The organism is Pseudomonas sp. H9 (genome assembly GCF_004353925.1).
Lineage (GTDB): Bacteria > Pseudomonadota > Gammaproteobacteria > Pseudomonadales > Pseudomonadaceae > Aquipseudomonas.
The window spans coordinates 38,254-52,025 of the sequence record NZ_SMOK01000008.1; the positions used below are offsets into that span (position 1 = coordinate 38,254).

The window sequence follows — 13,772 nt, forward strand, 5'->3', positions numbered from 1 at the left end:
GTAGGAGCGGGCTGGCCCCGCGATGCAATCTCACTGATGCACCGCATCGCGGGGCAAGCCCGCTCCTACAACTTAATGCCCGGCCGACGCGGGCCCTGCCTTGGCGGTAAACGGTGGCTTAGCCAGCCACACCAGTAGAACCAATCCCGCAAACAGCCAGCCCATCAGGGTGAAGAAGTCCACTGTCGACATCATATAGGCCTGACTGTTGAGCATATGTTCCAGCTGTGCGTATGACTGCGCATTGGCCCCGCCCAGATGATTGAGCGCATCGCGGGTAGCCGGTTCATAGGTGCTGATGCTTTCACTCAGGTAGGCATGATGCTGATCAGCCCGACGGATCCAGAGCCAGGTGGCCAGTGAAGCCGCGAAGCTCCCGCCCAACGTACGCAGAAAGGTCGCAAGCCCCGAACCATCGGCGATCTGCTGCGGTGGCAGGTCGGAAAGCAGAATGCTCAAGGTCGGCATGAAGAACAGCGCCACGCCGATACCCATGAACAACTGCACCAGGGCAATGTGTTGGTAATCCACTTCACTGGTAAACCCGGCACGCATGAAGCAACTACCGCCGATGGCCAGAAATGCCAATCCGGACAGCAAGCGCAGGTCGAAATTGTGCGCGTACTTGCCGACAAACGGCGACATCAGCACCGGCAACAAGCCAATCGGCGCCACCGCCAGCCCGGACCACGTGGCGGTGTAACCCATCTGCGTCTGCAGCCACTGCGGCATGATCAGGTTGATGCCGAAAAACCCGGCATACCCCAACACCATCACGAGAGTGCCAATGCGAAAGTTGCGATGCACGAACAAGCGCAGGTTGACTACCGGGTGCTTGTCGGTCAGTTCCCAGATCACGAAGATGGCCAGAAACACCACCGACACCAGGCTGCCCATCACGATGAAGTTCGACTCGAACCAATCCAGGTCATTGCCTTTGTCGAGCACGATCTGCAAGGCCCCTACCCCGATGATCAGGGTCAGCAGGCCAATGTAGTCCATGGGCTGGCGCACGGTGCTGACCGGCCGGGCGCGCATCTGCTGGCGCACGATTGCAGCGGCAAACAGGCCGATGGGAACGTTGATGAAGAAAATCCACGGCCAACTGTAACTGTCGGTGATCCAGCCACCCAGAATCGGCCCGGCGATCGGCGCCACCACGGTCACCATCGCCAGCAACGCCAGGGCCATGCCACGCTTGGCCGGCGGATACACGGCAATCAACAAGGTCTGGGTCATCGGGTACAGCGGCCCGGCAACAACGCCCTGCAGCACCCGGAAGCCCACCAACTCGGGCATCGACCGTGCAATGCCACACAGAAATGAAGCCAGCACGAACAGCAGCGTGGCCCAGATAAACAGCTTCACCTCGCCAAAGCGCCGGCTCAGCCAACCGGTCAGCGGCAGTGCGATAGCGTTGCTGACCGCGAACGAGGTGATGACCCAAGTCCCCTGCTCCACGCTCACCCCAAGGTTGCCGGAGATAGTCGGCAAGGCGACGTTGGCAATGGTCGTGTCGAGCACCTGCATGAAGGTTGCCAACGACAGGCCGACAGTGGTCAGCACCAGGCTCGGCGGGTTGAAAGACGCGTTATTGCTCATCGCTGCGCCGTCTTGCTGGTCCCTTGACTGTTGTCATGGATCAGCCGCGCGATCATCGCATCGGCCTCGACCAACTGACGGTCATACACTTGGGTGGCAAATGATGCTTGCTGTGGCGGCATCTGCGCGAGCACCGGGCCACTTTGATCATGCAGATCGACCGTCACCTGGGTCGAAAGGCCGATGCGCAAGGGATGCGTCGCCAACTGTTCGGCATTGATATGAATGCGCACCGGCACGCGCTGGACGATCTTGATCCAGTTACCCGTGGCGTTCTGGGCTGGCAACAAGGCAAACGCACTGCCGGTGCCGGCGCCCAGGCTGTCGATGGTGCCGCTGTATTTGACTTCACTGCCGTACAGATCGGCGACGATGTCTACCGATTGGCCGATCCGCATGTTACGCAGCTGCGTTTCCTTGAAGTTGGCATCGATCCACAGCTGATCCAGCGGGATCACCGCCATGGTCGTCGTGCCCGGTTCCAGCCGCTGCCCCAGTTGTACAGTGCGCTTGGCCACATAACCGGTTACCGGCGCTACCAGCGTGGTGCGTGCAACGGCCAGGTACGCCTGGCGCAACTCGGCCGCAGCAGCCATGACTTGCGGATGGGACGAGACTACCGTGTCATCGACCAGCGCGGTGGTGGTATTGAGCTGCTGCTTGGCGCTGATCAACGCGTTCTGTGCTGTCGACAGGTCATCACGGGCATGAGACAGCTCTTCCAGCGAAATCGCCCCGCCAGCAGCCAGGGTTTTGCGCCGGTTATAGTTTTCCTGGGCTTTGGTCTGTTCGGCCTGCCGCGCTGCAACCTGAGCCCTCATGCCATCGACATTGCTGTACAGGCCGCGAACCTGGCGCACCGCACGCGCCAGTTGGGCCTGGGCTGCCTGCAAACCGACTTCGGCATCGCTGGGGTCGAAGGCGATCAATACCTGGCCAGCCTGCACCAAATCGCCGTCATCCGCGCCGATGCTGACCACGGTGCCGGTCACCAATGGCGTGATTTCCACCACATTACCGTTGACGTAGGCGTCATCGGTTTCTTCACTCCAACGCCCGTACAGCTCGTGCCAGGCCCACGCCCCGCCGCCACCGAGCGCGACCAACAGCGCCAGGCCGAGCAACCAGGTTTTGCGCTTGCGGCCGTTGTTGAGGTCTTGCGCCGTGCTGGCGTTTTCGTTCGTCGCGCTCATTTCGCACCTACCCTCAAGGCTGTCAGGCTGTCGCCTGCCGTCAGCAGCACTTTGGTCAACAGGCGCTCAAGGGTCGCCAGCTCATCCGCAGCGAGTACACCCACCAACTCGTTCATGGCGGCCGCGCCGATCTGTGGCAACTGATCGGCGAGCTTCTGCCCGTCCTCGCTCAAGCCCAGGCGCACCTGACGACGGTCATCAGCGCAGCGGCGCCGTACGATCAGGTCTTTTTGCTCAAGGCGGTCCAGCATCCGCGTCATTGAGCCGCTGTCCAGCGCCAGGTATCGGCACAGCTCGGCAGGCGTATCGACCCCGTACTGGGCGACGATGATCAACACCTTGAACTGTGCGGCCGTCACACCGAACGCTTGCAGGTGGCTGTCGAGGATGCGGTCTTTGACCAGCGCCGCACGGCCAAGCAGCATGCCGATGGTGCAGGTCTGGAAATTTTCGGGGGTGAAGTGCGGCATGAGCGAAGATACCTGCTTAGGCAGTAAGTAACATTATGTTACTGCTTAGGCAGCCAACGTCAAAGCATTTATTAGCTTGCTTTGTATTTGGGTGATGGATGCCACGGACGGCATGCACTTTCGGAAGCGTCTGACATATTTACTAATTAAACCCGGGTAGTTTTTCCGGGTTGATTTTCTACCCGCTTAAGGAAAAACAAGCCTATGTCCACCTCGGCCAACTGCGCGCGTTTTGCGTTAACAATCCCCGCCGTGCGCAACGACTTCAGGTAGGAGCGGGCTTGCCCCGCGATTCGGTGTGACTGACAGATCGCTATCGCGGGGCAAGCCCGCTCCCACAAATTGGCAGATGTGGGCGCACTTTCGGAAGCGTCTGACATATTTCCTAATGAAACCTAGGTAGCTTTTCCGGGGTTTTTCTACCCGTTTAAGGAAAAACAAGCCTATGTCGACCTCTGCCCACTGCGCACGTTTTACGTTAACAATCCCCACCGTGCGCAACGACTTCAAAGTCTTCGCCTTCCACGGCACGGAAACCATCAGTTCCCTGTACGCGATTCAAGTGGAGCTGGTCAGCGAATACCCCGACTTTGCTATCGAAAGCCTGCTCGGTCAACCCGCTTTCCTGCAATTCGGCCACAACGGCGAAGGCCTCCACGGGCGGATCGAAAACGCCCAAGTCGGTGAGCCCGGCAGGCGCCTGACCCGCTATCAAATCACCCTGGTCCCGGCCCTGCATTACCTGCAGTTCAGCCACAACCAGCGGATTTTCCAGCACATGACCGTGCCGCAGATCATTGCCCAGGTGCTGCAGGAACATGGCATTCAGGCCGATGCCTTTACCTTCCATGTCAGCCCCAGCCCGGAGCGCGACTACTGCACGCAATACGGTGATGCCTCCGACTTCAGCTTCATCCAGCGCTTGTGCAGTGAAGAAGGCATTGCCTGGCACCACCAGCACAGCGCCGATGGCCACCACCTGGTGTTCACCGACCATCAGAGCTTCTTCCCCAAACTGGAGGCAACACCCTATCGACAAGGTGCTGGCATGGTCGCCGATCACCCAGTGGTCAACCAGTTCTCCCAGCGCTTCAGCACCCGCACCAGCCGCGTCACTCACCGCGACTATGACCTCAAACGCCCGAGCCGCTTGCTCGAAAGCCGCCAGCGCGTCGACTTCACCCCCGCCCTTGAAGATTACCGCTACCCAATACCCTTCGACACTGAAGAGCGCAGCAAGCAGTTGGCCCGCCAGGCCCTGGAACGCCACCGTCTCGACTACCATCTGGCCGAAGGTGAAAGCGATCAACCCGCGCTGCGCAGTGGTCACTTCTTCGGCCTCTCCGAACACCCGCGCAACGCCTGCAACGACCTGTGGTTACTGCTCAGCGTGAGCCACGAAGGCAAGCAGCCACAGGTGGTTGAGGAAGCGGCCAGCAGCGTCGGGCAAGCCGCAGACGGCTTCAACCAAGGCTACCGCAACAGTTTCAGCGCCATTCCCTGGGACGTGTTCTACCGGCCGCCGCTGGTCACCCGTGAGGCGCTGCCAGTCAGCCAGACCGCCCGCGTCACCGGGCCCGAGGGCGAAGAAATCTATTGCGATGAGCATGGTCGGGTCAAAGTCGAATTCCACTGGGACCGCGCCGAACTGAACAGCGACAACAGCAGTTGCTGGCTGAGGGTCGCGTCCAACTGGGCGGGTGCGGGTTTTGGTGCAGTGACCATCCCGCGCATCGGCATGGAAGTGCTGGTGACGTTTCTGGAAGGCAACCCCGACCAGCCGCTGATTACCGGTTGCGTATCGAACATCCGCACCGCGCCACCGTATCCCTTACCGGCGAACAAGACCAAGACCGTACTGCGCAGCCGCAGTACGCCCGACAGCAGCGGTTACAACGAACTGTCGATCGAGGACCGCAGTGGCCAGGAACTGATCTACCTGCGCGCCCAGCGCGATCTGGAGCAAAAAATCGAACACGACAGCCGCCTGCAGGTGGGCAACGAGCGCCATGAAACCATCAAGGGCAACAGCATTGCGGTGCTTGAAGCCGAAGAGCAACGCACGGTGACCGCCGACCGCAAAGTCGAACTCAAGGCCAACGACTACCTGCAGGTCGCCAACAGCAGCCATACCCGGGTTGGGCAAACGCTGGTGGTTGAGGCCGGTCAGCAGCTGCACCTGAAAGCAGGCGTCCAAGTGGTTCTCGATGCCGACGCCAGCATCACCCTGAAAGCAGGCGGTCAGCACATCGTCATCGGGCCTGGCGGCATTTTCAGCAGTACCGAGATTCAAATCGGCGGAGCACCGATGGCCGGCCTTGCCTGCAAGCAAGCACGGCCTACTGAACTGGCACAGCAACAAGCGCCGTTGCTGCCCCAAACGCAGTACCTGGCCTTGCTGGAAAAAAAGCCGATCTGTGCGGTGTGTGATGCAGCACAAGCGCAACGGGGGCCAACCGATGCATGAGTTACCCCCACTACCGGAAGATCTACCCTGGGTGACACCCGCCTACTTGTTACTGGACGGCGTCAGCCTGCCGGATCTGCTGCAGCGCATACACCCTTGGGGCAATCCCATCTATAGCCTGTACCTGCAGACGCGCTGGCACGAGCTATCTGCCATCTCACCCTGCCTGGTTGCGCTCAACGGCCGCGACGACCCGTTACTGGCCTACTTTCAGGAACACGCCGCCCGAGAATGGGGCTATCTGCTGTTCAGCAATGCCGATGCCTATGACCTCTGCAGGCATTGGCGCCATGTGCTCAGTGTGCAACAAGCCGATGGCGTGGAAGTGATGCCGCGCATTGCTGATCCGGCAGTCATGCATCCGTTGTTCAACCTTGCGGTACAGGATTGCAGCGCCCGCTGGTTCGGCCCGGTCACGCATGTTTGCTTGCCGGATAGCGTGCACGCCTGCTGGTGGCAACACGCACGGGCAGACCAGGCCGGTGATGAGCCCGCAACTTACCGGTTGACCGACCAGGAACTCACCGCACTGGGGGCCGTCGAGTTTCGCAATGCCGTCTCTGACATGACTGAACACTTGCACAAGCACTTCCCGCGCTTCATGGCGTCGCTGGCTCCAGCTACGCGCCGCCAGTATGTGCAAACCCTGATGGAACAAGCCTACCAGCAAGGCTTTTCCTCGGCCCAGGAACTGACCCTCTACGCCAACGTACTGGGTTATCTGGACGGCCAACCGCTGACTGAGCACCCAGACATCAGCCTATTGCTGATTAAACCAACGCAGGACGCCCCATTGAACCGCGTGAAACGCGCTGCCGAAATCGCCGAACTCCGCGCCACTGACCGACAAGGAGGCCCGCTGTGACCGCCCAACAACCCCCAAGAGTCAGCGCCAACACCGCCGCCATGGCCAAAAGCAACAAGGACGTTCACTCGCCCCTCGCAGCCTGCCCCTTGATGAACAAGCGCCTGCAATTGCTGCCATTACGTTACGGCCTGGTTGAACACCTCGACCCTGCTGCCGAGCTCCCGCTGCCGTTCAAACTTGACAGTCAGCCCTTGGGCATTCGCCTGCTGCGTGATGGTTACCTGTATATCGTCGACGGCACGACCGGTTATCTGCACGAATACCACATTGAAAACGGCCAGATCAGCAAACTGCTGTGGCAGAGCAATGAAGTGACTGCCGACACCCGTACCGCCTCGGTGGGCGAACCGTATTTGCTGTTCGACCGCCAACACACCCTGTACGCCTGCTACTCCGAGATTCAGTGGACGGCCTTCAAATGTGCGCAAGTGCTCAAGTCCAAAAATGACCGCCAACACTTCATGCAACGTGTCGACCTGCAAAGCGCCTGCCCGCGCTTCGGCGGCGCCAACCTGTTGAGCAAACCCCAGGCCGCTAAATGGCTGGCGGAGGCGGCAGAAAACGCCCAGGTGCCCGATGCCGCGGGCGTCACACAACTGCCTCCATCCAAAGCCTTCCCCGACGGCGCCCACCCCGAGGAGAAACAGCCGTATCACTGGGAAGACCAACCGCTGTTCCACACCACGGAAATTGAAGCGCTGACCAGCAAGGTACTCGGCGCCTACCAGGACGATTACCTGTTTCTGGTGCTGCGTGACGACATTGGCGTGATGCGCGATCTGGCCGCCGCCCAGCTGAAAGTGGCGGACTGGATCGAACAGTGGAGCGCTGATGACACCCGCCAGACCAAGTACCTCAGTGGCTCGTACATCCATTCCTTGTACGACGTCAACGACGCGCGCCTGCAGGCCGTGAGTAAAACGGATCCTGACGTCCAGGCGCTGAAGAACGACACCGACGAGCAGCAACAAGCGAGCATCTACAAGTATCTGCAGGTGCGCCGCGCCCATAAGGACCCGGGCATCTTCGGCCCCGATCGGGACTGGCGCCGCGCGGCCGAGGTCAACGTTTACGCCCGGGCCTTCATCGACATGAAGGATGCACTGGGTGAGCCGCTTTATGACAAACACCGCAGCACCCTCAACAAACTTAGCACGCAGAGTTGGCAAACCCTGCACGGTACTGAGATTGGCCAGCGTGGCATCGACGATCTGGTCAACCGCAGCGAAATGGAAGCCTTCGTCATCGCCGAGCAGAACCTGCTGAGCCACTGGCATGCACGCCTGCAGAACGTCCGCGCAGACCGCCTCAAGCTGTTCACCGCCGGCCTCTTTCATCGGGCGGCCTGGTATTACGACTTCACCCTCGACGCCCAGATCAAGCACCGCCTGGAAACAGAGTTCGTGTGCGTGGCAGCCATGTGCGCGGATCAAGACGCCACGGAAAAGCTCGCCACTTACCTGGAGAACAACCTGCTGGTGGTCGTTCCGGGGCTCGACACCCTGACCCTGGCCGACCAAGCCGACATCGCCAAGAAGTTGGCCGAACTGAGCCAGTTCACCATCAATATGGTGTCAGCCCCAGAAAACCTGGACGGCATCAATGTGCTGACCAATCAATTCCACGCGCTGATGGCCAGGCGCCTGCCCAACTACACCCGGCTCAACACCCAGTTCTTGGGTTTACAAAGCATGCTGGAGGGGGCGTACATACCGGCGCATCAGTTGAAGGTTGCAGATCGGCTAGAACGGGCTTACGACACCTTCAAACAGGCGCAAAACATCGACCCCAATGGCTACATTCGCCACATCGGGGTGCCGGCGCGATTGCAACTACTGCGCGAGTTCTCCCGCAGAGGCCTGACCTTGCGCGCAGCCTCGGTAGGAGAAATGACGGCGTTCAATGAGGCCCGCGAACAGGCGATGAATCTGCGCAGCCAGCTCAAGGAAACCTACCGGTTGCGCAACTACGAGTTGACGCGCCAATCCATAGGCACCGCCATGCCGGACAGTGAAGTGCCCTATAACCAACGAATCAAGCTGTTAAAAGCGGCGCTAGCTCCCCTGGAAGAAAGGCTTGCAGGCGCCTTGACCGTCGGCGGAAACAGCCCGGCGCAAATTGGTACGGTGCTTGACGGTCTGGATGCGCAATTGCGGGCAGAAATGACCAATACAGCACGCGACTTCCGGGCTACCAGAACCTTCAACAAGCCGATGGTGGCGGTAGTAAAGTCAAAAGGTGACGGGATCGCGTTGACATTGTTTGTGATTCAGGGGCTGAAGTTTATTGAGGCTGTAAACGCTCTGCTCAAATCTGATCGCTCTTTAGCAGCCTTTGGTGCGGCCGGGGAATCCTTTATAGGTATGTCGGCGGCAGGATTTGCAGCAGTACAAGGATTGCTGGTGACGCTTTTCCTGGCTCATCTAGAACAAATGGAAAGTGCTGCCGGTAAGTTAAACACCATGAGCCGCTTGGGAAAGTGGAGCGGCATCTATGGACTTGGAGCATTCGGCTTTGGCGGTATTGCCGCATCAATCGACCTAGGCAAACACTCTCTGCAATGGGGTAGAGCCTTGACCAAAGGCAATTATAAGGCGCTGAGTGCCAGTACATTGCAGATCACCGGCGACGGGATCTTGGTTGGCACTAATACCTGGGCAGCCAAGCACACCGGCTCCATCATTAAGAACGTCCTGAAAACACCGAGCGAACTGCGTGCCCTGGCGTGGGCCGAGGCCAGCCCACGGCTGTTGGCCATAAGCGCCCGCGCCAACCTGATAGGCCTGGTCGCTACCGCCCTGCAACTGCTGGGCGAAGGTTTGTACAACTACTTCAATCTGGACGATCTGCAAGAGTGGGCCGAAGCCAGCGCCTGGGGCCATAAATCCAAACAGCGCACACTGCAAGACGAATGGAGCGAACTGGCGAAGGTGGTGCAAAAACCGACCTGTGAGCTGATCCGCGATGACAAGAAAACCTACTTGAAACTGGTGTTGCCCGGTGTCAGTACTGCAGAAATGGACCAGCGCAAATTACAGCTACAGGCTTACGAACAGGGCCGTGAGAATTCCATCTACCGGCATTACAGCCCTGGCCTGCCACCGCTGCGCTGGAAAGAAAGTTCCGCCAACTGGGCCACACGCTTTGTCGTCGTCAGCGCAGGATCAGAGGCACTGACCCTTCACTTACCGATCTTTGATTTCTTGCACACCACAAGCTTTGCCCTGGCCTTCACCATTGCCTACCAGCTGGAGGCGGAACGCGAAGTGTTCCATCACACCACTTTCGTGCTGCGTAACCTGTACATCACCCAAGCCCGTGGCGTGCAGATCAAGAGCAAAGGTACCTATCCACTCAAATCGGTAGAGCACATGCCGCCCGGAACGGGCAAGGCCCCGTTCTGGCCGTTCAAAAAAGAAGACTTGGTGGCTGGCGGTGCTTAAAAAACTGTTCAAACGACAAAGCCAAACCACTGCCACTGAACCGGCCCCGGACCTTCGCAGCCAGCGGCCCAATGCCGGCGAAATCCGGGTCAGGGGTTTGAATGAAACTCTGTTCCTGGCACCCCTGCCGGTCTATACCGGGCAAGTGCCATCATCGCGTCGTAACTTTTCGCAGATGAACGATATCTATCTGGAACTAGGTGGCAGTAACCAAGGAATGGTACAGCAAGGCAAGATATTAGCCGCAGGGATCTGGATGCTTTTATTTTCTGCATTTATTGCGCCTACGCTTATTATCACGTATGGGGTTACTTTCTACCCAGAGAACTTCCCTACTCCGCTTACTGATTTAGTAACAGCCATCCAAGTGTTCTCTGGGTATACGCTTTTAGGCATTATTCCATTCGGCGCCTATTTATACGGAATGATCTCCAGCGTCTACGAAACCGCCAAAACCTACCCCGTCCGCTTCAACCGCCAACGCCGTGAAGTCTGTTACGTCGATGCCAATACCCACCGCGTCCTGATCGTACCCTGGGAAAGGGTGGTTGCCTGGGTCGCCAATACCCAAGGCGTCACCAGCTATGGCGCCACGCGCCAGTACACCCTGGGCATGGGCCTGGAGGATGAGGAACAGGACAAAGTGCAGTTCCTCCTGATGGCCCAACCCAGCGACGCCCATTCCCTGGGGATGTGGGCAGCGATCCGCAACTACATGGAAGACGGGCAACAGGTGGATGCGCCGAATCCTTTAATGACCTTGCTTGGGCTGACACCAAGCGAAGACCGGCTCAAGCTTTACGAAGGGCTGCACACCTTCGATGTCGAACGCGAAGACGCTCGCGCTCTAGGCGGTTTAGATGAGGGTGGGGAGCATCTAACTGCCGCCCAACGCGAACGCTACGGCTATACCAAGCGATCCCGGTGGCCCTTGCGCTTCTGGTACATCCGCCGAGTACTGTTGTTCTGGAAAATGCCCTACCTGTTCGCCGAATGGGGCCATCGCAAAGGCCGCCCGACGCTACCAGAGCAGGTGCAGGCATGGTCGCAGCCACTGCCACCAGAGCAATGGGCAACGCCAAGCCCGGCCTTGGTGAACGCCAATCAGATCGTCAAAGACGCCATGGACAAGAAAGGCGCGAGTTTCGTTGAGGCATGCAAGATGGCGGGGTTGCACTGACGGGTTTATTTGAGGAATTCAGAACAGGATCACGGGGCAAGCCCGCTCCCACAGAGCCTGCAAATCTAAGTGGGAGCGGGCTTGCCCCGCGATCAGTCAGGCAGGAATACCACTGTGGAAGCGAAATTCTTCATCCGGGGTGCTGATCAATTCGGCCTCGACCGCCCTGACCTTCTCTACCACTCGCTCGATATCCGCCGCATCACCGTACTGATGAGCCAACTTCAGGTAACCCTGATAATGCCGTGCCTCACTCTTGAGCAGGCCGTGATAGAACTTGCCCAGCTCTTCATCCAGGTGCGGCACCAAGGCGGCAAAACGCTCACAGCTGCGCGCTTCAATGAAAGCACCGACCACCAGGGTATCAACCAACTTCACCGGCTCGTGGGAACGCACTACGCGACGCAAGCCCGAGGCGTAGCGCCCGGCTGAAAGCGGACGCAGGGCGATTTTGCGGCGTTTCATCAGGCGCAGCACCTGTTCGTGGTGCACCAGTTCTTCGCGCGCCAGGCGCGACATCATGTTGATCAAGTCCAGGTGGGTGCTGTACTTGGCCATCAGACTCAGCGCCGTGCTGGCGGCCTTGAACTCGCAATTCTTGTGGTCGATCAGCAGGGTTTCCTGATCGGCTAGCGCCGCCTGGACCCAGGCATCAGGAGTGGGGCAACCAAGGAACGCGTCAATTTCGGGAATAGGGTGCATAGGCTCACAAACAGGCAGGGCAAACGGCAAGACCGGCGATTATACCGGCAGCGGCGGCGATCACCAGTGAACTATGCTTGATACATATCAACGCCCATTGCACGTAGCGCCGACTATAGTCAGTCATCGGTCGCTATTTCTGAAGGGAGTTCACGCTCATGCAAGCCGTCCGCAGCATCCTGGTGGTACTTGACCCCGAACACGCCCACAGCCGCGCGCTGACCCGGGCCAAACTGATCGCCGGCACCACCGGCGCACGCCTTCACTTGCTGATGCCCGACAAAAACCACGACCACAGTGCCCTGCTCAGCCTGCTAAGCAGCCAACTGCACGACGACGGGTTCGACAATGTCACCCATGAAGAGGCCTGGCACGGCAGTTTGCACGAGTCGATCATCGCCGTGCAGCAAGCCGAAGGCTGCGAGCTGGTGATCAAGGAACACCGTCCGGACAATCCACTGAAAAAGGCCCTGCTCACCCCGAGCGACTGGAAATTGTTGCGCCAGTGCCCGTGCGCCGTACTGATGGTCAAGAGCGAACGCCCCTGGACCGGCGGCGTTATTCTGGCGGCGGTGGATGTCGGCAACCACGACGCAGCCCACCGCTTGCTGCACAAGAGCATCATTGATCACGGCTATGAAATCGCCAACCTGGCCAAGGGCAACCTACACGTGATCAGCGCCCATCCTTCACCAATGCTGTCGGCCGCCGACCCGGTCTATCAGTTGAAGGAAACCATCGAACAGCGTTACCGCGAGGAGTGTGCGGCGTTTCAGGCTGAGTTCGATATCAAGGATGATCGCCTGCACGTCGCCGAAGGCCCGGCTGATGTACTGATTCCTTACACCGCCAATAAATACGATGCCGTAGTGACGGTGATCGGCACTGTGGCCCGTACCGGGATTTCCGGGGCCTTGATCGGCAATACCGCTGAGGTAGTGCTCGATTCGCTGGAATGCGATGTGCTGGTACTCAAGACTGAAGAAGTGAAGGTGCACCTGACTGAGCTGGCGCAGGGTTGAGGATTTGATCGCGGGGCAAGCCCGCTCCCACTGGCCTGTGGGAGCGGGCCTGCCCCGCGATAATTTCAGCCCAGGGCATCCTTGAGAAACCCCGGCGCGATGTAGCGCTGGTAGTGCGCTTCGGACAGCAAGAAAAATTCCCGATCAATGGCATCACGCAACTGCGGCAATTCCCAGTCGCGAAATTCCGGCAGCAACACCATGCCGTAGGCTTCAAGGTCACGGATCACCCGGGCTCCGCGGGCGATCAACTGGTACGCCCAGCAGTACTCAGACTGATGCGGCACAAAGCGAATGGTGCGCTGCTCCAACTGCTGACGCAGGCGCGCGGCGTCAAAGACCTCAAGTTTGGCCACCATGACCTGCACCAGCAATTGCTCAAGGCGCAGCCACACTGCACGTTTTTCGTCTTCGTTGTAGCCGTTCCAATTGATCACTTCATGGTGAAAACGCTTGCAGCCACGGCATACCAAGTCCCCGTAAACCGTGGAGCAGAGGCCGACACAAGGCGTTTTAATTGACTGATTGGACATGAAAAAATCAACAACCGGGCGGTGGAACAGGTTGCCATGTTAGCCCTTTGTCTAACGAGGGTCACCCGCTAAAGTCATCAGCCCCGCCTTACCTTTATCCAGTTTTTCCCGTAGAATCATCCGGCCTTTTTAAGGCGCCAATGTCCGTTAGAAGCTGTTTTCAAAGCGTCACGAGCACAGTTCATCCGGTAGAACGGCGTTGGCCCGGGAGATTCGCCCGTCGCATGTCCCGCGCCAGCCCTCATCAGCCTCCGTTCTACAGGCGTAAAACTTTGAAAGCAGCTTCTGTAAG

General features: G+C 58.9%; 10 protein-coding genes. 5 read left to right on the plus strand and 5 right to left on the minus strand.

What is annotated here, in order from left to right; translation table 11 throughout:
* Nucleotides 1-72: 72 nt before the first annotated feature.
* Genes E1573_RS06385 through E1573_RS06395 form a run of 3 tightly spaced genes read right to left on the minus strand, consistent with a single transcriptional unit; the run spans nucleotide 73 to nucleotide 3,265 of the window.
* Complete coding sequence (locus tag E1573_RS06385) at nucleotides 73-1,602, minus strand: DHA2 family efflux MFS transporter permease subunit (protein ID WP_133211746.1); 1,530 nt, start codon at nucleotides 1,600-1,602, stop codon at nucleotides 73-75.
* Nucleotides 1,599-2,795: an HlyD family efflux transporter periplasmic adaptor subunit gene (locus E1573_RS06390; protein WP_133211748.1), complete on the minus strand. Its 1,197-nt coding sequence runs from the start codon at nucleotides 2,793-2,795 to the stop codon at nucleotides 1,599-1,601. The genes E1573_RS06385 and E1573_RS06390 overlap by 4 nt, the downstream gene beginning before the upstream one ends.
* Nucleotides 2,792-3,265 carry a MarR family winged helix-turn-helix transcriptional regulator gene (locus tag E1573_RS06395; protein WP_133211750.1) on the minus strand — a complete coding sequence of 158 codons (474 nt, stop codon included), beginning with the start codon at nucleotides 3,263-3,265 and terminating at the stop codon, nucleotides 2,792-2,794. The genes E1573_RS06390 and E1573_RS06395 overlap by 4 nt, the downstream gene beginning before the upstream one ends.
* A gap of 445 nt (nucleotides 3,266-3,710) precedes the next feature.
* On the opposite strand from E1573_RS06395, the gene E1573_RS06400 reads away from it, so the two are divergent.
* From E1573_RS06400 to E1573_RS06415, 4 genes are read left to right on the plus strand one after another with little or no spacing between them, the layout of a single operon-like run.
* A complete protein-coding gene (locus E1573_RS06400) occupies nucleotides 3,711-5,732 on the plus strand; it encodes a type VI secretion system tip protein VgrG (RefSeq protein WP_133211752.1) in 2,022 nt (673 codons plus the stop codon).
* On the plus strand, nucleotides 5,725-6,597 hold the full coding sequence (locus tag E1573_RS06405; protein WP_165957298.1) for a DUF4123 domain-containing protein: 873 nt from the start codon (nucleotides 5,725-5,727) through the stop codon (nucleotides 6,595-6,597). Before E1573_RS06400 ends, E1573_RS06405 begins: the two co-directional genes overlap by 8 nt.
* Nucleotides 6,594-10,043 carry a toxin VasX gene (locus tag E1573_RS26945; protein WP_256659484.1) on the plus strand — a complete coding sequence of 1,150 codons (3,450 nt, stop codon included), beginning with the start codon at nucleotides 6,594-6,596 and terminating at the stop codon, nucleotides 10,041-10,043. The genes E1573_RS06405 and E1573_RS26945 overlap by 4 nt, the downstream gene beginning before the upstream one ends.
* On the plus strand, nucleotides 10,036-11,223 hold the full coding sequence (locus E1573_RS06415; protein WP_256659485.1) for a DUF6708 domain-containing protein: 1,188 nt from the start codon (nucleotides 10,036-10,038) through the stop codon (nucleotides 11,221-11,223). Before E1573_RS26945 ends, E1573_RS06415 begins: the two co-directional genes overlap by 8 nt.
* 96 nt (nucleotides 11,224-11,319) lie before the next feature.
* On the opposite strand, the gene E1573_RS06420 is transcribed toward E1573_RS06415, so the two are convergent.
* On the minus strand, nucleotides 11,320-11,925 hold the full coding sequence (locus E1573_RS06420) for a tRNA-(ms[2]io[6]A)-hydroxylase (protein ID WP_133211756.1): 606 nt from the start codon (nucleotides 11,923-11,925) through the stop codon (nucleotides 11,320-11,322).
* Between the two features lie 158 nt (nucleotides 11,926-12,083).
* Here E1573_RS06420 and E1573_RS06425 point away from each other — a divergent pair, with 158 nt between their 5' ends.
* Nucleotides 12,084-12,947: a universal stress protein gene (locus E1573_RS06425; RefSeq protein ID WP_133211758.1), complete on the plus strand. Its 864-nt coding sequence runs from the start codon at nucleotides 12,084-12,086 to the stop codon at nucleotides 12,945-12,947.
* A gap of 65 nt (nucleotides 12,948-13,012) precedes the next feature.
* Here the strand turns inward: E1573_RS06425 and E1573_RS06430 are convergent, their stop codons facing one another.
* Nucleotides 13,013-13,480: a DUF1289 domain-containing protein gene (locus tag E1573_RS06430; protein ID WP_133211760.1), complete on the minus strand. Its 468-nt coding sequence runs from the start codon at nucleotides 13,478-13,480 to the stop codon at nucleotides 13,013-13,015.
* Between the last annotated feature and the right edge of the window lie 292 nt (nucleotides 13,481-13,772).

Bases quoted from the DNA above. Each gene is read 5' to 3' on its own strand.
- E1573_RS06390 (WP_133211748.1), bottom strand. From the start codon at position 2,795: ATGAGCGCGACGAACGAAAACGCCAGCACGGCGCAAGACCTCAACAAC.
- E1573_RS06425 (WP_133211758.1), top strand. From the start codon at position 12,084: ATGCAAGCCGTCCGCAGCATCCTGGTGGTACTTGACCCCGAACACGCC.
- E1573_RS06430 (WP_133211760.1), bottom strand. From the start codon at position 13,480: ATGTCCAATCAGTCAATTAAAACGCCTTGTGTCGGCCTCTGCTCCACG.
- E1573_RS06420 (WP_133211756.1), bottom strand. From the start codon at position 11,925: ATGCACCCTATTCCCGAAATTGACGCGTTCCTTGGTTGCCCCACTCCT.
- E1573_RS06400 (WP_133211752.1), top strand. From the start codon at position 3,711: ATGTCGACCTCTGCCCACTGCGCACGTTTTACGTTAACAATCCCCACC.
- E1573_RS06395 (WP_133211750.1), bottom strand. From the start codon at position 3,265: ATGCCGCACTTCACCCCCGAAAATTTCCAGACCTGCACCATCGGCATG.
- E1573_RS06405 (WP_165957298.1), top strand. From the start codon at position 5,725: ATGCATGAGTTACCCCCACTACCGGAAGATCTACCCTGGGTGACACCC.
- E1573_RS06385 (WP_133211746.1), bottom strand. From the start codon at position 1,602: ATGAGCAATAACGCGTCTTTCAACCCGCCGAGCCTGGTGCTGACCACT.